This window comes from Niallia yueguangensis (assembly GCF_052663115.1).
Genome location: NZ_JBQTCX010000006.1, coordinates 156,570 through 175,440, shown reverse-complemented (window position 1 = coordinate 175,440; position 18,871 = coordinate 156,570). Strand labels below are relative to the sequence as shown.

13 protein-coding genes are annotated in these 18,871 nt (G+C 36.8%); 11 read left to right on the top strand and 2 right to left on the bottom strand.

All coding sequences use genetic code 11. The annotated features are described in order from the left end of the window. Positions 1–57: 57 nt before the first annotated feature. Complete coding sequence (locus tag ACTYA4_RS08000) at positions 58–1,422, bottom strand: MATE family efflux transporter (RefSeq protein ID WP_443480847.1); 1,365 nt, start codon at positions 1,420–1,422, stop codon at positions 58–60. A 353-nt stretch (positions 1,423–1,775) separates the two neighbouring features. Between ACTYA4_RS08000 and niaP the strand changes: the two genes are divergently transcribed. Further along, on the top strand, positions 1,776–2,975 hold the full coding sequence (niaP, locus tag ACTYA4_RS07995) for a niacin permease NiaP (protein WP_443480848.1): 1,200 nt from the start codon (positions 1,776–1,778) through the stop codon (positions 2,973–2,975). On the opposite strand, the gene ACTYA4_RS07990 is transcribed toward niaP, so the two are convergent. Then, positions 2,967–3,287 carry a hypothetical protein gene (locus ACTYA4_RS07990; protein WP_443480849.1) on the bottom strand — a complete coding sequence of 107 codons (321 nt, stop codon included), beginning with the start codon at positions 3,285–3,287 and terminating at the stop codon, positions 2,967–2,969. The genes niaP and ACTYA4_RS07990 overlap by 9 nt on opposite strands. A 1,060-nt stretch (positions 3,288–4,347) precedes the next feature. On the opposite strand from ACTYA4_RS07990, the gene ACTYA4_RS07985 reads away from it, so the two are divergent. From ACTYA4_RS07985 to ACTYA4_RS07940, 10 genes are all read left to right on the top strand, one after another. Then, complete coding sequence (locus ACTYA4_RS07985; RefSeq protein WP_443480850.1) at positions 4,348–5,364, top strand: PTS sugar transporter subunit IIC; 1,017 nt, start codon at positions 4,348–4,350, stop codon at positions 5,362–5,364. 219 nt (positions 5,365–5,583) lie between these two features. Further along, positions 5,584–7,068 carry a helix-turn-helix domain-containing protein gene (locus ACTYA4_RS07980; protein ID WP_443480851.1) on the top strand — a complete coding sequence of 495 codons (1,485 nt, stop codon included), beginning with the start codon at positions 5,584–5,586 and terminating at the stop codon, positions 7,066–7,068. Between the two features lie 321 nt (positions 7,069–7,389). Further along, positions 7,390–8,976, top strand: coding sequence for a BCCT family transporter (locus tag ACTYA4_RS07975; protein WP_443480852.1), 1,587 nt, complete (start codon positions 7,390–7,392; stop codon positions 8,974–8,976). A gap of 11 nt (positions 8,977–8,987) precedes the next feature. Next, positions 8,988–10,526, top strand: a complete 1,539-nt coding sequence (locus ACTYA4_RS07970) for an HAL/PAL/TAL family ammonia-lyase (RefSeq protein ID WP_443480853.1) — start codon at positions 8,988–8,990, stop codon at positions 10,524–10,526. 147 nt (positions 10,527–10,673) lie between these two features. After that, complete coding sequence (locus ACTYA4_RS07965; protein ID WP_443480854.1) at positions 10,674–12,140, top strand: response regulator transcription factor; 1,467 nt, start codon at positions 10,674–10,676, stop codon at positions 12,138–12,140. A gap of 150 nt (positions 12,141–12,290) precedes the next feature. Beyond that, positions 12,291–13,952: a urocanate hydratase gene (gene hutU, locus ACTYA4_RS07960; RefSeq protein ID WP_443480855.1), complete on the top strand. Its 1,662-nt coding sequence runs from the start codon at positions 12,291–12,293 to the stop codon at positions 13,950–13,952. Between the two features lie 15 nt (positions 13,953–13,967). Continuing rightward, positions 13,968–15,248: an imidazolonepropionase gene (hutI, locus tag ACTYA4_RS07955; RefSeq protein ID WP_443480856.1), complete on the top strand. Its 1,281-nt coding sequence runs from the start codon at positions 13,968–13,970 to the stop codon at positions 15,246–15,248. Further along, a complete protein-coding gene (locus tag ACTYA4_RS07950) occupies positions 15,238–16,500 on the top strand; it encodes a Zn-dependent hydrolase (RefSeq protein ID WP_443480857.1) in 1,263 nt (420 codons plus the stop codon). Before hutI ends, ACTYA4_RS07950 begins: the two co-directional genes overlap by 11 nt. Before the next feature lie 13 nt (positions 16,501–16,513). Further along, the gene (locus tag ACTYA4_RS07945; RefSeq protein WP_443480858.1) at positions 16,514–17,839 is read left to right on the top strand and encodes an amidohydrolase family protein; all 1,326 of its coding nucleotides are present in this window, start codon (positions 16,514–16,516) and stop codon (positions 17,837–17,839) included. A gap of 73 nt (positions 17,840–17,912) precedes the next feature. Further along, the gene (locus ACTYA4_RS07940) at positions 17,913–18,575 is read left to right on the top strand and encodes a HutD/Ves family protein (protein ID WP_443480859.1); all 663 of its coding nucleotides are present in this window, start codon (positions 17,913–17,915) and stop codon (positions 18,573–18,575) included. Positions 18,576–18,871 lie beyond the last annotated feature (296 nt).

The window sequence follows — 18,871 nt, the reverse complement described above, 5'->3', positions numbered from 1 at the left end:
AAGATATGAATAGTAAAAAACCATGGAGAATTTATTCACCATGGTCTTAGTCTTTCATTAAATATGTTCTTTTACAGTGTGTTTCACGCGAATTCTTTCCCAAGGTTTTGAAAGCCATCTCTTGCAAGCGAAGCAGCCTCTAAACCATTCATCCATTCCTTGTGCAATCCAAACTCCTAACAAGCCTAGGCCCAATTGAACACCTAATGCATAACTAAGCGCAACAGATATTCCCCACATAGAAATGATGCCAATAACGATAGGGAAACGAACATCACCAGCCGATTTTAAGGAACTCATTAACACAATATTCATTGCTCTACCAGGTTCCGTAAGAGCTACTGCCCATAATATAGGTAAACCAATTGCGATAATTTCGTAATTATTGGTAAACAGTTTTAATATGGGAGCACCAATCAGTGCCATTGCTAATGAAACAACTGCAGAAGCAACCATCGCAATTTTTAATGTTTTCACTCCTCGTTTCAAAGCTCGTTCATATTGTTTCCCGCCAATATAACGAGCAACTAAAAGCTGCGTTCCTTCTGCAATCGCTAAGGTAAATAAAAAACAAACCATCGAAATATTGGTGATATACACTCTGGCAGCTAACGAAGCATCTCCTAAAGAAGCAACAATAGCAGTAATTACTAATTGGGAAAATTGATACGATAAATTTTCACCCGCAGACGGGATTCCAATAAAAAGCATATCTCGAACATCTTGTTTATTGGCTTTAATAATGTCACTTACTTTAAAAGCTAACGCAATTCGACGATATACTAAGTATAAAAGGACAAGTACTGCAAAAGCACGAGCAATAACAATCGTCCAAGAAACTCCGATTACTCCAAATATCGGAAGACCAAATATCCCAAAAATACTAATAGAATAACCGATTACACTTAATATATTCATAAGTATACTAACTATCATGGATTCTTTTGTAAAACCGTGGCTGCGTAATATAGCGCTTAATGCAAGAGAGAGAGATTCTAAGAAGAGGGAAGCACCGCATATGCGGATAAACGTAAGACCGTAATTTAACACTTCACCTTTTATATCAAATAAACGTAATAATGGGTCGCCGAAGATAAGAACGAGACAGGAAACAATAACACCAAACCAAACGTTAAGACCAACCGCTGAACGAGCGAACCGTCTTGCTTTACTAAACTCATTCGCCCCAAGTCTTTGACCAATAAGAATCATGGCGGCAATTGAAGTAACGTTAAACACGAGAATAAAGATGCCTAATAATTGGTTTGCGACACCTACTCCAGCAGCTGCTTCATCAGAATAATGACTGAGCATCAAAGTGGCAATTACTCCCATTCCCAAGTGTAAAGCTAATTCAATAAAAAGTGGCCATGAGATCTGAAAAAGTGACTGTTCCTGCAATTTATTTGTTGATGCGTTCAACCTTAAAATCCCCCTTTGCTTATTAATAATATATTGAAAACATAAGATACATTTTATTCATATTTAACGGAAAGTAAAGAGAAAAATAATAAATTTTTATAGAAATTTTTTCATTTGTTTGAAAGCGTTTTATTTATAGAGGATTTGCCAAAATAAACCGACAGCAAGCGGTTGAAATTACAATTTTCTAAAAACAGCGAAAGCTTTTTTTTCTTTAAATAGCATGTGCTGTTAGCTAGTGGGAAAAGATAGAAATCTATATTGAAAAAATGTAATGATGATTGTCATGACACGTGTTAATATAAAAGATATATTTGAAATCTTATGAATGAAACGAATTTAGGAGGACTTTTATGGAAAAGGATGTTTCAAATCGGAAACTGCTTGGTGTAGCAGGGCTAGGATGGATGTTCGATGCAATGGATGTCGGCATGCTATCTTTTATTATTGCAGCACTTCAAGCTGACTGGGGTTTATCTGTTAAAGAGATGGGATGGATCGGAAGCATTAACTCCATCGGAATGGCTGTCGGCGCTCTTCTGTTTGGAATCATGGCAGATAGAGTTGGCAGAAAGAATGTATTCATTATCACCTTGTTATTATTTTCTATTTGCAGCGGTATATCTGCCTTTACAACAAGCTTAACAGTATTTTTATGTTTACGGTTTTTAATTGGCATGGGATTAGGAGGAGAATTGCCTGTTGCCTCTACATTAGTATCGGAAAGCGTGCCGAAGGAAAAACGCGGAAGAGTAGTCGTTCTATTGGAAAGCTTTTGGGCATTTGGATGGTTATTAGCGGCAGTTATCTCTTACTTTATTATTCCTAAATACGGATGGGAAATGGCCTTATTAATTAGCGTACTGCCTGCATTTTATGCTCTTTATTTACGCTGGAACTTACCTGATTCTCCACAATATACAACAATAGAGAAAAAGAAAAGATTGTCTGCTTTGGCCAGTTTGAAAGCAATATGGTCAAAAGAGAATGCCAAAAAAACAACGATGTTATGGATTCTATGGTTTTGTGTCGTATTTTCCTACTATGGCATGTTCCTGTGGCTGCCTAGTGTAATGGTGATTAAAGGATTTAGCTTAATTAAAAGCTTTGGATATGTACTCATTATGACTTTCGCACAGTTGCCTGGTTATGCACTGGCTGCATATTTAATTGAAAAAGTTGGCCGGAAATTTGTGTTGGTTGTTTTTCTAATCGGAACGGCAATTAGTGCCTTTTTATTTGGAACAGCAGAATCAACATGGCTGCTGATGACTTCAGGCATTTTCCTTTCCTTTTTCAATCTAGGAGCATGGGGAGCTTTATATGCATACACTCCTGAACAGTATGCAACAAATGTCAGGGGAACTGGTGCAGGGATGGCAGCTTCCTTTGGACGGATCGGCGGTGTGCTTGGACCTCTATTAGTTCCGTTTTTAGTAGAGCAGCAAATATCGATAGCTTCTATATTTACATTATTTTGTATTGCTATATTTATCGGAGCAGCTGCTGTTCTCTTTTTAGGAAAAGAAACAAAAAACACAGCGTTATCTTAATAACTCAAACTTCGCACCTTCAAATTCGTTTGCAAATCTTGATAGGACTCGGTTTAAAACAATAAAAAGGGAGGCTTGTTTTTTATTGTTGAGGTTACTTTCCACTACGGGTTGCTTCGCTTTCCGCGGGGTGGGAGCTGAGCCTCCTCGGCTTTGCCTTAACGGGGTCTCAGCCTTCCCATATTTCCCGCAGGAGTCTTCGCACCCTCCGTTACAAGCAACTTGTTTTAAAATAAGTTCTTGTTTTCGAATTTCATTACAAGGTATTATTGCTAAACAATAGTAGCGTTGATTTTTTTTGTTATCATTCAACGTTGTTCTACCAAAATGTGCCGCTTGAGTCTATTTCTATAAAGTGGGTGTTTTTACCAGTTAAGCTACAGCAACTAATTGAGCAAACGGCTTGATTGAAGTGGAAGGTGCGAGACTCCTGTGGGATTAGCGGGTTAGATGAGACCCCGCAGGCGCAAGCGCCGAGGAGGCTCATCACACGCCCCACGGAAAGCGAGCATCCTGAAACGGAAAGCAAGCCCCTATTTGTAAGGAATAATGTTTGCAAAAAAACACCCTAAAAGACTATTCAATCACTCTTTTCTAATTGCTCTAAACCAAGTTATGCCAATACATGAAGAGGAATTTATAACTGCGAAGTTTGAGTTAATAAGAAAAGCGTTTCTTAGCAGCCTGCATACACGTAGACTCCTGTGGGAATGCGAGAAAGTCGAGACCCCACAGGAGCAAAGCGACGAGGAGGCTCTACGCTCGCTAAACGGACGAAGTGTATGCAGGCTGCGCGTTTAAAAGCAACAATCTATACGAAAACAGCCTTGACGAAAAGTAAGTATTTTCTTCCTAATTTTACAAACCATAATGAGGGAAAAAACCCATTTTTATTTAAAAAATATAGAATATAGGATGCGAATTTCTTGACAAAAAATATTCTTCACTATGAATAAATTCTTTTTAATTTCCTACAGAAAGATAGTAGAAGGAGGTAGGAAGTTAGCAATTTTTATTGAAAGATATCGTATTTCTTATCATATTGTTTATATTTAAAAGCGAATTTATAATTTGGAATTAAAAAAAATATTTACATATTCAGAATATTGATGATAATATTACTACACAATAACAATTAGGAGGGGCATAACATGAAAACGAACACAATTTTATTAGTCAATAATACCCTCATAGTATGCTCTTTGGATTAAATAAACCCTACTTAATTTATAGGGAATTGTTTAGTCCAGTTTTTGTTGTTTACAAAACAAGGCGCTAAACAAGCAGTAAAAAACAGTGCCTATCCGATTGTAACCGGACAGGCTCTTTTTATGGGATTAGAGCCATTAATTTAATAGAGGAGAAGAGTAAAATGGATAAGAAAAGTTTTATGGATTATGTGTATAAAGCCTCAACTGGAATGTCAAATGCAGTATTAGTGACATTGGGAATGGGCTTGCTGTTAGAATCAATTGGAAAAGCTTTAGGATGGGATATCCTAATTCATATAGGGTCAGTTGCAAAAGTATTGCTTGCTCCAGCGTTTGGTGCAGGAATTGCTTATCAATTAGGCGGAAATACACTAGTAATTTTCAGTGCGATGATTTGTAGTAGCATCGGAGGAAATGCCGTTCAATTAACGGAAGCAGGTTTAACGATTGTACCTGGACAACCAATAAGTGCTGTATTAGCAGCTGTTATCGCAACAATTGTTGGTAAATACATTAATGGAAAAACAATTTTGGATATGATTGCTATTCCAGCTGGATCAATTTTAGTCGGTGGTTTTGCAGGTGTCGGGTTAGCGTATGTAACGACGCCATTATTAACTTGGATAAGCGAGCAAATTACTCATTCTGTACAAGGTTATCCGTTAATTGCACCAATGGTTATTTCATTAGCATGGAGTATTTTATTAATGACGCCAGCATCTTCTGCTGCGTTAGCGATTGCATTACAACTAGATCCTGTTTCAAGTGCGGCAGCATTAATTGGTTGTACCGTTCAATTTGTAGGGTTTACGGCTATGTCTATTAGACAAAATGATTTAGGCGGATTTTTAGCGCAGTCTATTATTACACCAAAAGTTCAATTCCCGAACTTAGTAAAAAATCCATTATTAATTATTCCACCTTTTGTAGCGGCTGTTATTTGTGCTCCAATTGCAACTTTAGGATTTCATTTTACAGCAACATATGAATTAGCAGGCCTTGGTTTGAACTCATTAATAGCACCTATTAGTATTCTAGCATTACAAGGTATCGATGGATTTTTAATTTATATGGCATTTGGTGTTGTATTGCCAATTGTGATTACATTGCCATTATACTATTTAATTTTAAAACTTGGCTGGGCAAAAACTGGCGACTTAGCGATGAAAGTTCAGTAAGTATTTTATGAAAGCTTAGGGTCATTATTTATGATCTTAAGTTTTTTTTATGTTTTTCTGTGCTTTCCGTTTAAGAGTTTTCATTCATCATTTAAGGAGAATGATAAGTTGCCTTTTAGTACGATTTTTCCAAATATTAATGAATAATACCGCGTGTTAGATATTTTTGTACCAAGGTACCTTTAAAATTACATACATACCATATAGACAGTAGGGTTGGTGAACCATTTGAAATTGTTAATAGCTGAACGTGACAGCAATGAGAGAACGGCAATCGAGTGGCTTATTTCTGTCTACTCACTTCCGATAAATAAGGTATTCACTGTAAGTACTTTAAGGGAAACAATGACCATATTAGAAAAAGAAGTGCCGGATATTCTGTATATAGAATTAGATATGATTCCAAACGAAGAGTGGACTTCAATTACAAAATACGTAAAATATTTCAATCCCAATGTTATTGCTGTCACAGCAGAGGCAACATTCGAACGAGCCAAACAAGCGATTGAATGGAGAAGTGTTGAATTGTTAGTAAAGCCGTTAGATCCTGTGAAAATTAAACACTGTTTACAAACAGCCCTTTCAGTTGCTAATAATCAAAAAACTAACAATAAACCATTAGCTCATGCTAATGAGACTTATTCCTATCATTCTTTATTCTTACAAGAAGAGCAATCTGCTGTGAATGTTGTATTAATGGTGCTTCAGACAGAAAACGTGCAGAAACTTCCAGAGTTAATCAGATTTTTGAATTACTATCCTTTCAGAAAACAACCGGTCATTCTACCATTAATAGATATGGTTGTTTGTCTGTTTCAATCTCCGATTCAGGATATTAAAGAAGAGGCATCAAAAATATTACGAGAATGGGAAGTTGACAGTATTGAGCCGGTAGCGGCAGTGATTGTTCCTTCCGATGCAGGTCACAAAACAATACATGAGATGTATCAAACTGCCCAAAGATTATTGGAGGTTACGTTTTTTATTGGTTATCGACAAGTCATTCTACCCGAATCCACATACGAACGTTGGCAGGAAATAGATCCATTTCTGACTCCAAAGGAGCAGCAGGAATGGATTGAAATGTTAGAACAATTTGATAAGCAAAAATTGAAAGAATGGATGTACAATGAATTTTTATATGTTAAAACACCATTCCCAAATCCAGAAAAACTTAGAACTAGGCTGACGAGTATTTTAGCTCAAATCAGAAGGTTCATGAAAACGAATCAATTAGATCAGCAAGAAACAGAAGAATATTACACAAAAATTTTTACTGATATATTGTACAATCGAGTGTTGTACAGAATTGTACAAGAAATGCTGCTGTTTCTTTACGAACTGATTGATCGTGCAAAACAGGCAGATCAATTATTAAAAAAAGATGTTATTGAAAAGGGAGTTAGCTATATCGAAACTTATTATGGTGATCATAATTTAACACTTGAGAAAGTAGCAAAAGTCGTAAAGAGAAATCCAGCATATTATAGCCATTTATTGATGAAAAAGTATGGCATATCTTTTAGTCAATTAGTGACAAATACAAGAATAAAAGAGGCAAGAAGACTTTTGTCTACAACAGAATTATCCATTAAAGAAATTTCATACCAAGTAGGTTTCTATAATCCAAACTACTTTTCCCGAATTTTTAAAGAATCCATTGGAATGACACCTCGTGACTATCGAAATAATAACCAGGATTAAAACTTGAAAATTATTTAGAAATCTAAAATAAATGCAGAAATCTAAAAAAAACATACTTTGTTCATTTTTTTATTGTCAGAAAATATTACACAATTCGAAAATATTTATTAATTTCCGGAAAGAATGTGTCTATTGTTAGCTATTTCAATATCTTATACTTTTCATTAATTAAAGAAAAGTACAAGCATAGGGAACTATCACTTCACAAAATGCATTACAAAGACTGCATTTTCCATTTGTTTCACTATGCATCTTTCAAAAAGAAATTTTAAAAGTGTGATTTTCTTTATTGTGTTAAAGCGAAAAGTGGGAGGGATATTGATGACATTAGCTACAAAGAAAGACAAAAGTATAAAAACAGTAACAGACAAAAACCAGAAAACACGCAAAGGTGTATTCTGGCCAGCTATTCTAGTTGTAGGGGGTGGGGCAGTTCTTGGAATAGTTAATAATAAGCTATTAACGGATATTTCTATGAATGGATTTGTAGGTTCATTGCGGGGGCTTGGATGGCTCTATCAAATTATATCCATTGTTGCATTAATAATTGTAGCTGTTGTAACGTTTTCAAAGTTAGGGAATATACGTTTAGGTGGAGAAAAAGCAAAAGCCAAATATTCATTTGGAACTTGGTTTGCCATGGCATTAACTGGCGGGATTGCAACAGGTGTCATCACATACGGAGTTAATGAACCAATTATTTACTTTAATAATATTTATGGGGAAATGGAAAAGACGGGAGTGGAACCTGGAACTCCTCTTGCAGCAATCTTTGCGATGGGACGCACTTTTTACAACTGGTCATTTATTCCATATGCAATGTATTCTTTAAGTGGTTTAATTGTTGCATATATGTATTTTAATCGAAAAAAATCATTGTCGGTAACAGCAACTTTAATTCCATTGTTTGGAGATAGAATTACTAAAGGGTTTTGGTCAAATGTAATCGATACTTTATCTGTGTTAGCAATTGCACTAGGATTGGCATCTTCTCTTGGAGCAGGACTGGCGTTGGTTGGATCTGGAATTGAAACAACATACGGTATTCAACAAGGACCTCTTGTGTGGCTTGCTTTAACATTCATCATCACGCTCGTTTTTACTATTTCGTCTTTAAAAGGATTGGATAAAGGGATTCGTTTTATGGCAGATGCCAATGCAAAAGTCTTTTATATTCTGCTTGCTATCCTTTTAATTATCGGACCATTCTTGTATATTGCACGCACATCTACTGCAGGTCTAGGTTACTGGCTACAAAATTTCTGGCAATGGGGTCTTGATCCAATTGATGTGGGTGGAGAAGCTTTAGTAATGTGGTGGACACTGTATGACTGGGCGATTTGGATTGCTTACGCACCGTTAATGGGTATCTTTTTAGCTGCAATTTCATATGGCCGTACGCTTCGTCAATTTATGATTGTTAACTGGATTATGCCTTCTGTATTCAGTATTATTTGGTTTAGTGTTTGGGGAGGAACGGCTTTGCACTGGCAACAGAACAAAGTGGTTGATCTAGCAAAGACAATTACAGATAGCGGAGCAGTAGCAGGATTATGGGCTTTCTTAGGGAATCTGCCTATGGGGATAATTATTATACCAATTGTAATGCTAACATTAATCCTTTCTTTTTCTACGGCTGCTGACTCAATGGTTCGGACAATTTCTATATTATGTACCTCAAATATTAATCATGATAAAGAACCTTCTACTTGGAAAAAACTAGTTTGGGCGCTTTCAATAGGGATTATTGCATTCGTTATGGTTGCTTCTGCTGGCGGAGCACAGGGCGTTGATGGGGTTAAATATCTAGCAGCTCTTGGTGGAACGGCTGTTTTGTTCATCTTTGTGCTGCAAGTTATATCCGCTATTAAAATGTTTTTTATTGATAAAATAGAAAAAGGAGAGTAGGGGGGAAAGTAGTGCTAATAAAAGAAATAAAAAAAGTGACCCTTGGTGGTTCTCTAACAATAGAGGAGTTTATAGCTGTTGCTCGTTTTGGAGCTGATATCGAATTTTCTGTTGACTACTGTAATCGGGTAAAAAAATCTCGCCAACTTGTTGAAAACTGGATAAAAGAAGACAGAGTAATATATGGAGTCAATACTGGCTTCGGTGCTCTGTCTCAGGAATTTATATCTTCAGAAGAAACAGCTCAATTACAAAAAAATATTCTCTTATCCCATGCTACTTCTGTAGGAGAACCGTTAGCAGAAGAAGACGTACGTGCCACAATGCTTATGGTTTTGCAAAATTTAGGTCAAGGATATTCAGGAGTTAGACTGGAAACTTTGGAAATGTATCGCCAATTTTTGAATCTGCGTTTAACTCCGTGGTCTCCACGTGAAGGATCAGTCGGTTATTTAAGTCCGGAAGCCCATATGGCTCTTGTGTTGATTGGTGAAGGAAAAGCATATGTAAATGGGGAGCTTATGCAGGCGAGCGAGGCTTTAGATAAAGTTGGGATAGCACCTATTGTTCTTTCAGCAAAAGAAGGTTTAGCACTTATTAGTGGAACAACAACTTCAACTGGGATTGGAGCTTTAGCATTATACGATATGTTAAAGGCAGTAACAGCAGCAGATATAATCGGTACCATGTCATTAGAAGTGTTGAAAGGAACCATTCGAGCTTTTGACGAGCGTTTGATGAGTGTCCGTCCGCATCAGGAACAAAGAGATACAGCAAAGAATATTAGAAACATGTTAGATGATTCCATGATTGCCAAGAAATATATCAATTACCGCCTGCAGGATGCTTTGTCATTACGTGCTATTCCTCAATTGCATGGAGCTGCTAAAAAAACGCTGCACGATGCCTTAAAAACATTTGAAATAGAAATTAATTCTTGTACGGATAACCCTATTTTGTGGCCGGATGAAGAAGGTATTGGAGCAATTTCGGGATGCAATTGTGATTCATCCTATGTTGGTATAGAGTTAGATTCCATGTGCATTGCAGCCACGGCAATTGGTAAAATGTCAGAGCGACGAAATAATCGTCTTATTAATGGTCAATTTTCTGAATATCCGTCTTTTCTTATTCAAAAGACAGGATTAAATTCTGGATTGATGATTCCGCAATACACGCAAGCAGGTCTTTTAAATGATATGAAGATATTATCTCATCCAGCAACAGTGGACACTATTCCTACTTCTGCCGATCAGGAAGATTATGTCGCAATGGGATATAATGCAGCCAAAAAAGCACGAGAAATAGCAAAAAAACTGGAATATGTATTAGCGATTGAACTGCTGTCTATTTATTCTGCCCATCAGTTTATAGACAATGGTTTGCTGCCAGGTTCCGCCTCTAATGCTGTTTTAGATTTCATTTCTCGTTCTGTGCCAAAAATGGAGGAAGATATATATCTTTATCCTCACATCGAAACATTAAAAGAATTCATTCATTCTGGTGAAATCATAGATTGCGTAGAAAAAGTAATTGGAAAATTACACTAGTAAGGCATTCAAGGCTAGTATTTATAAACATAATATCAATTTACCTTTTTAAAATATCCTAACTTATCGAATAAATAAGTTAGGATTTCCTTTTCTTTAATAAATTTAATGTTATGAAAGAAAATGCCATAAGAAGGAGGGAATTAAATGGAAATTCATTTGGTAGCAAATGATCAATTAGAAGCAAGTGGAATTCGATGGGTAATAGAGTCGCATTTTACAGGTATTCAATTGAAGTTGTGGGATACGATGGTATCTTTTGAAAATGGTGTCGAAAAACAGCAGCCAGACCTCGTTATCTTAGATATGGATGGATGGGAGGATGAAAGTGAAAAGTTTGACAAAATAAGAAAAAGGCTTGGCATGAGATGGATAGGAATTTCATCTGAAAGAATATTTCAAACCGCTTATCGCGCGCTTCGTTTTCGTGCAGAGGACGTTTTGTTCCGTCCCTTTTCCCCAACAGATTTAATTAAACGTATTCAACAGCTGCGTTATCAACTGAAAAATGAAAAGCTTTCCATTTTAAATTATACAGCAGGAGAAGCAGACTTGTTTGATATTGACTACCCGGATCTTTTCTTAAAAGATAGGAAGCATACAAATTCAATAGCAATGGTCGCACTTTTGACACCTTCTTCTGAGACACTTTCGTTAGTATACGACACATTACAACGGTACTCTTTTACTGGGAAGAATCGTATATTTGTTTTTTCTGATTTTATTTTATGCGTACAGGAAAGTAAAGAGGCGGATGTAATGAAAGAAGAGTACTATACTTTTCTTACCCGCTGGAAAGATTTTATAGATGAACCGCTTGCGATTGTAATTAAGATTGCAACAGGAGATGATTCCTTAAAGAATATATACGAGCAAACACGCCAATTAACAAGGAGAATTTTTTTTGAAGGGTATGACATTATTTTAGCGGAAGAAGAACTTTTCTATCGGGAAATGGATCCATTTCTTACTCCTTTAGAACAGCGTCAATGGATTGAAATGCTTGAAAAAAGAGATATAAAGACTATTCGGAGCTGGATAGAAAATGAATTTCTAACTTTTCAGCCTCCATATCCGGATCCGGAAATCATTCGTGTTCGCTTGACGAGTGTTCTGGCACAGATTCGTCGTCACATGAAATCATACAATCTTCAAAGTGCTTACTGGGAAGCAATCTATCATGAAGTTTTTCAGCAAATTGTACACAAACCTGTCATTTATCAAATTGTAAAAGAATTGCTTATATTTGCGACTCGGCTACTTCAGCAAGATCATGAACAGTTACAAGATGGACCACGCTCGCTCGTTGAAAAAGCAAGGGAGTTAATGGAGAACAATTATTGGGATGCTCAATGGAATTTAGCAGCATGCGCTGATGCGCTTCGTGTTAATAAAAGCACTCTTAGCCGCCGATTTGCAGCAGAGTCCAGCCAATCGTTTCGTAATACACTGCACCAAATACGTATTGAAGAGGCGAAAAGGCTATTACAAGAAACAGATTTGTCATTAGAAGAAATTGCACACTTAACAGGTTATTCTCATCAAACTTATTTTAATGCTAAATTTAAATTGCTAGAAAGATGTACGCCTTTAGTTTATCGGTCAAGACTGTGATAGAAAACAAAGAAAGTGAAATAGATTATAAAATAAACAAAAAGATAAATAAATAGTGAAATAATTTATAAAAAAATCATTATATTATAATCCGAATATTAAGTTATTTGTACTAAAATTACTATAACAAAATACAGGAGGTAAAGTTATATGAAGACGATATCTGAAGAGAAAGTAGTGCGTTATCGAGGAACAACTTTAAATACAAAAGGCTGGGAGCAGGAGGCTGTTCTTAGAATGTTAATGAACAACTTAGATCCAGAAGTTGCTGAGCATCCAGAAAAGCTGGTTGTGTATGGTGGAATCGGAAAAGCAGCAAGAAATTGGGAATCGTTTGATCAAATTGTGGCTTCATTAAAAGAGCTAGAAAAAAACGAAACATTACTTATTCAATCAGGAAAACCGGTAGCCATCTTTAAAACACATGAAGCAGCACCGCGTGTTCTTCTGGCGAATTCAAATATTGTTCCTGCATGGGCCAATTGGGATACTTTTCATGAGCTCGACAAAAAGGGGCTGATGATGTATGGGCAAATGACAGCTGGAAGCTGGATTTATATTGGCAGCCAAGGAATTGTACAAGGTACGTATGAAACATTTGCTGAGTGTGCAAAGCAGCATTTTAATGGCAATCTAGCAGGAACGATTACAGTAACAGCAGGATTAGGCGGAATGGGCGGCGCGCAGCCTTTAGCGGTTACGATGGCAGGCGGAGTGGTAATTGGAATTGACGTAGATAGAAGCCGCATCGAAAAGCGTATAGAAACCCGTTATTGTGATGTCCTTTCCGAATCACTTGATGAGGCTATTACTCTAGCAGAAGAAGCTAAAAAAGCAGGAAAGCCGCTTTCGATCGGATTGCTTGGCAATGCTGCTGAAGTGCTGCCTGAAATGATTAAACGAGGTTTTATTCCGGAAATTGTAACAGATCAAACTTCTGCACATGATCCATTAAACGGCTATCTTCCGATTGGATTGTCTATGGAAGAAGGCGCAACACTTCGTGTGCAAAATCCAAAAGAATATATTAAACAATCAAAATCCAGCATGGCTGTACACGTTCAGGCAATGCTGGAGATGCAAAAGCAAGGTGCGGTTGCATTTGATTACGGGAACAATATCCGACAAGTGGCCTTTGATGAAGGAGTAGAAAATGCTTTTGATTTTCCGGGATTTGTTCCAGCTTACATTCGACCTCAGTTTTGTGAAGGAAAAGGACCGTTTCGCTGGGTAGCGTTATCAGGTGATCCAGAAGATATTTATAAGACTGATGAAGTTATCTTAAGAGAGTTTGCTGATAATAAGCACCTTTGCAACTGGATTAAGATGGCAAGAGAAAAAATTGAGTTTCAAGGGCTGCCTGCACGTATTTGCTGGCTTGGGTATGGAGAAAGAGCACGTTTTGGAAAAATTATTAATGACATGGTTGCTTCTGGAGAACTTTCAGCACCAATTGTTATTGGACGCGACCACTTAGATGCAGGTTCTGTAGCTTCACCAAACCGCGAAACAGAAGCAATGAAAGATGGAAGTGATGCAATAGCGGATTGGCCTATTTTAAATGCATTAGTAAATACGGCTGCCGGTGCAAGCTGGGTTTCTGTTCATCATGGGGGCGGCGTAGGAATGGGCTATTCTCTTCATGCTGGAATGGTTGTCGTTGCTGACGGTACGGAAGAAGCAGCTGCACGACTTGAACGGGTTTTAACAACAGATCCTGGTATGGGCGTTGTTCGACATGTAGATGCTGGATACGATTTAGCTATTCAAACTGCTAAAGAAAAAAATATGAATATTCCAACTATAAAATAAAAAGGTTGAGATAATATGACTGAAATTTTATATATTAAACGATCTTCACAAGTAATTACAGTAAATGAAGGCAGTACTAGGCCCAAAAGTGGTCAGGAAATGTCTGAAATTGGTGTAATTGAAAATGGGAGTGTTGTAGTAGAAGGTGAACAAATCACCTTTGTAGGTTCAGATGCTAAAGCTGAGGAATACGTTAGTACTTTAAACGGCCCAGTAACTATTATAAATGCTGAAGGGAAAGTATTAACTCCTGGATTAATTGATCCTCATACTCATATTGTTTTTGCGGGGAGCCGTGAAAAAGAATTAGAAATGCGCCTAAAAGGTGCAAAATATATTGATATTTTAAAAGCAGGTGGCGGTATTTTACAAACTACCACTAAAACGAGAGAAGCTACTGAGGAGCAGTTAATTGAAGAATCGAAGAAGCGTTTGAATCGTTTTCTTCAATATGGAGTAACGACTATTGAAGCAAAAAGTGGATATGGATTGACAGTAGAAGATGAATTAAAACAACTAAGAGCTGCTAAAAGACTAAATGAACAGCATCCTATTGATCTTATTTCTACTTTTATGGGAGCTCATGCAGTACCAGTTGAATACAAAGAAGATCCTGATAAATTTGTGCAACTTGTGGTGGAAGAAATGCTTCCACAAGTTGCACAGGAAAAACTAGCAGAGTTTTGTGATGTGTTTTGTGAAGAAGGTGTATTTACGGTTGAACAGTCTGAATACATTCTCGAAGAAGGAAAAAAACTGGGGTTGGCGCCAAAAATCCATGCGGATGAGATTGTCCAATTTGGCGGTGCAGAACTAGCAGCAAAAGTAGGAGCTGTATCGGCCGATCATTTGTTGCAAGCTTCAGATAATGGAATTCGTCAAATGGCAGAGAAAGGTGTTATTGCTGTTCTACTTCCCGGTACTGCTTTCTTCCTAATGGCAGAACCAGCAAATGCTAGAAAAATGATTGAAGCTGGAGTTCCAGTAGCTCTTTCAACGGATCGAAACCCAGGTTCATCACCTACTGAGTCATTGCCGTTTATTATGAATTTAGCTTGTCTTACAATGAAAATGACTCCAGAAGAAGTTTTAACAGCTTGTACGATTAATGCGGCGTATGCCATTAATAAAGCAAACGAAATTGGAAGTATTGAGATTGGCAAGAAAGCAGACCTTGTTTTATTTGATGCGGTCAATTATCAAACGCTTCAGTATAATTATGCCGTTAATCTTGTTGATACAGTAGTGAAAAATGGAAAAGTGGTTGTAGAAGGTGGGGCTATTATTGACAATTAAAAATCTTTGCATCAATACTGCCCGACTGAAAAATAACATTGAAGAACTTGGACAATTTGGAAAGAATGATAAAGGTGGCCTTGATAGGACTACCTTTACTCCTTCTGAATTAGAAGCAAGAGACTGGCTAAAAAAACAACTGCATGCTTTAAAGCTAGCTGTAAGAGTAGATCAAGCGGCAAATATATGGGCAAAGCGTGTTGGAGAAGATGAAGCACTCCCTAGTATCGCATTTGGATCGCATATTGATACGGTCCCGAATGGTGGGAAATATGATGGAGCTTTAGGAGTATTAATTGCTCTTGAAATAATGAAGGTGCTGGAAGAAAATCAAATTTCAACACGTCACCCGCTAGAATTGGTTTCTTTTAGTGCGGAAGAGCCGAATCCTTTTGGTTTATCCACCTTTGGCAGCCGTGCAATCAGTGGAAAGTTAAAGCAGGAGAATATTACACATGTAACAGACTCAGAAGGAACAAAGTTAACCGATGCCTTAAGAAGCGCTGGTGGGGATCCAGAAAATTTTAATAAATCCCTACGTAAATCAACAGAGTTAAGTGCATTTTTAGAGGTGCATATTGAACAAGGAAAAAGGCTGTTAACTCGTTCAATTCCTGTTGGAATAGTAACCGCTATTACAGGGATTTACCGTGAGGAAATATCCGTATATGGAGAAGCAAACCATGCTGGCACTACTATTATGGAAGATAGAAAAGATGCTTTGCCAGCAGCCTCAGAGATTATTCTGGCATTGGAAAGCATTGGACGTAATCATCCTTCTACTGAAGTAGTTGGAACGATCGGAAAGATAGAGGTTATTCCTAACGCACCGAATATTATACCTGAAAAAGTAAACATGGTTTTAGAAATTAGAGGTAAGTTGTCATCAGAGATTTATGAAGTAGTAGAAGAATTAAACGCTCATTTTAAGAGAATACAAGAAAGTCGGCCCGTTCAGATAGAGCGGAATATTATTTTAGACCAATCTCCCGCTCCTATGGATGAAACGGTTATTAAAACGCTTCAAAAATGTGCGGAATCATTAAACTATCCTTCTTATTTGCTTGGAAGCATGGCAGGGCACGATGCTACACATATGGCGTCTTTAACGAAAAGCGGGATGTTATTTGTTCCAAGTTTAGAAGGAAAAAGTCACTGTCCGGAAGAAGAAAGCCGAATGGAAGATATTGAAAAAGTGGCGAATGTGTTATTGCAGACGATTCTTTTATTAGATCAAAAACTTGATATATAAAGGAGATATGAACATGAGTGTTTTATATATTGCTGATTCTATATACGTAAATAATCAGTTTAAAAATGATCAAGGAATCTATGTAATGAATGGAATAATTAAAGAAATAGGGCCCAAAAACAAATTGCTGGAAAAGTATAGAGGAGTTCAAATCGTTGATTGGAAAGGAAAAGCAATTTTACCTGGAACGATTAATGCCCATAATCATTCCTTTCAAAGCCTATTGAGAGGGATTGCAGTTGACCGTCCATTTCTAGAGTGGCGTGACCAGGCACTTTATCGCTATACACCATTTTTAGATGAAGAAGCAATCTACACTGGAGCGTTATTTGCGTTTGGAGAAATGCTAAAATATGGCGTAACAACAGTAAGTGACTTCTTTTATGTGCATAATGGCGGAACGGCTACAGATGAAGCTGTTATTCAAGCTGCCAAGGATTTGGGAATTCGTCTCGTTTTTGCGCGTACAATGTATGACTGGGATGGTGCTCCTAAAAGTTATCGTGAAACGGTTAGTGAGGCAGTAGATAGAACTAGGCAATTAGCGATTAAATATCAGGGAGATCCGATGGTATCTATACAGCCAGCACCGCATAGTCCGCATGCAGCATCTCCTGAAATGATTAAAGCTGGCCATCGTTTGGCAAAAGAATTAGGTACGCCATTTCATATTCATGTTGCAGAAGAAACATTTGAAGTAGATGAAACTCTTGAAAAGTATGGGTTAAGACCTGTTCATTATTTAGATTCACTAGGAGTTGTTGATGAAAGCATGATTGCCATCCATCTTGTTTGGCTGGATGATAGCGAAATCGAATTATTGGGACGAAAAAAAGCTGCTTTAGCCTATTGTCCTTCGAGTAATATGTTTTTATCAGACGGTGTGACTCGTATTCCTGATTTACTTCAAGCAGGCGTACGCATCTCATTAGGATCCGATGGAGCTTGCAGTAATAATCGTATTAGTATTTTTGAAGAAATGAGAATGTGTTCTCTTCTTCAAAAGGTAACTCGATTAGATGGAACATGTATAAATGCCAAGCAGGTGTATGATATGGGTACGAAAGTAGGAGCTGAGCTACTGAACCTTCCTACAGGAGAAATTCGTGAAGGATTGAAAGCTGATTTTGTCACTTTAGATATAAATGATCTTTCTCTTTCGCCTAAGTCAGAATTATTTGCGAATGTGGTTTATTCCCTTCAGCCAAATGCCATTATTGACGTAATTGTAGATGGGAAGCTGATCGTAGAAAACCGAAAAATCACAACTGTTTCTGAACAAAGCATCGTCAATCGAGTGGATAGCTTAATGGAAAAGTGGAAGAGCGTAACAAAATGAGTCTTTCTTTCGGTATGAGTGTCGTGATAAAGCAATAGCTTCAAAAATCTTCAAGGAAATTCAACAAATTTCTTTGAAAATAGGAGAAGATTTTGCTGCTATTAATAAAGGGGCGAGGATAATATCTTACTCAGTAAGAACCATTAAAAAAGAAGATCAAACTATAAATTTATGGACAGGCGGAACAACAACAGAGCTAGCTATTTTTCCTGAAAATACAGATTATTACAAACAAAATTTCTTATGGCGACTAAGTGTTGCAACAATTGATGAAGAAGAGTCTTTGTTTACTTCCTTACCCGGTGTCCAGAGAATCACCATGATAATAAATGGTGAAATGCACTTGGAACATGCTGGACATTATCGGAAATTTTTAAAACCATTTGATCAAGATACTTATAAAGGAGAATGGACTACCCGGAGCAAAGGAAAAGTAAAGGATTTTAATATAATGTTAAGAAATAATTATCAGGCGGAAATGGAAACGATAAATCTTGAAGCTGGTACACAAAGAGTTTTTAATCTTAAAAATAAATCTTCCTTTGATAAAGTAACAGACTTTGTTTATTGTATACAAAGCAAAGTTAGAATAAGAATTTCTGAAGAAAAACCATTGGTGTTGCAAGAAGGAGATTTATTGCTAATAAACAGAAATGTAAAAGAAGAATGGAATATTGACTTATATAACCAGGGCAATGAAAAACTAACATTAATTAAAGGCGAGATATTTATTTAGTAGTAAAATATTTAATTCCATGACCATTATATGAAAATTTCTATTTTATAAACATGAAACCCTTACTTGTTCGGTAAGGGTTTTTAAGTGTTCACGGTGTTTATTTAGAATGAATAAGGACACTGTATAAGGGAATATTAAAAAAAGAAAAATTTATTGTGAAAATCATCACAAAAAGATTGTATAAAATAAAATAATATGTATAATTAAATTATGAACATTTTGTGAATGGAATCACAATATATGTGATTGTTTTCACTATATAAGTGAATATTTTCACAATCGCTTAATGTTTA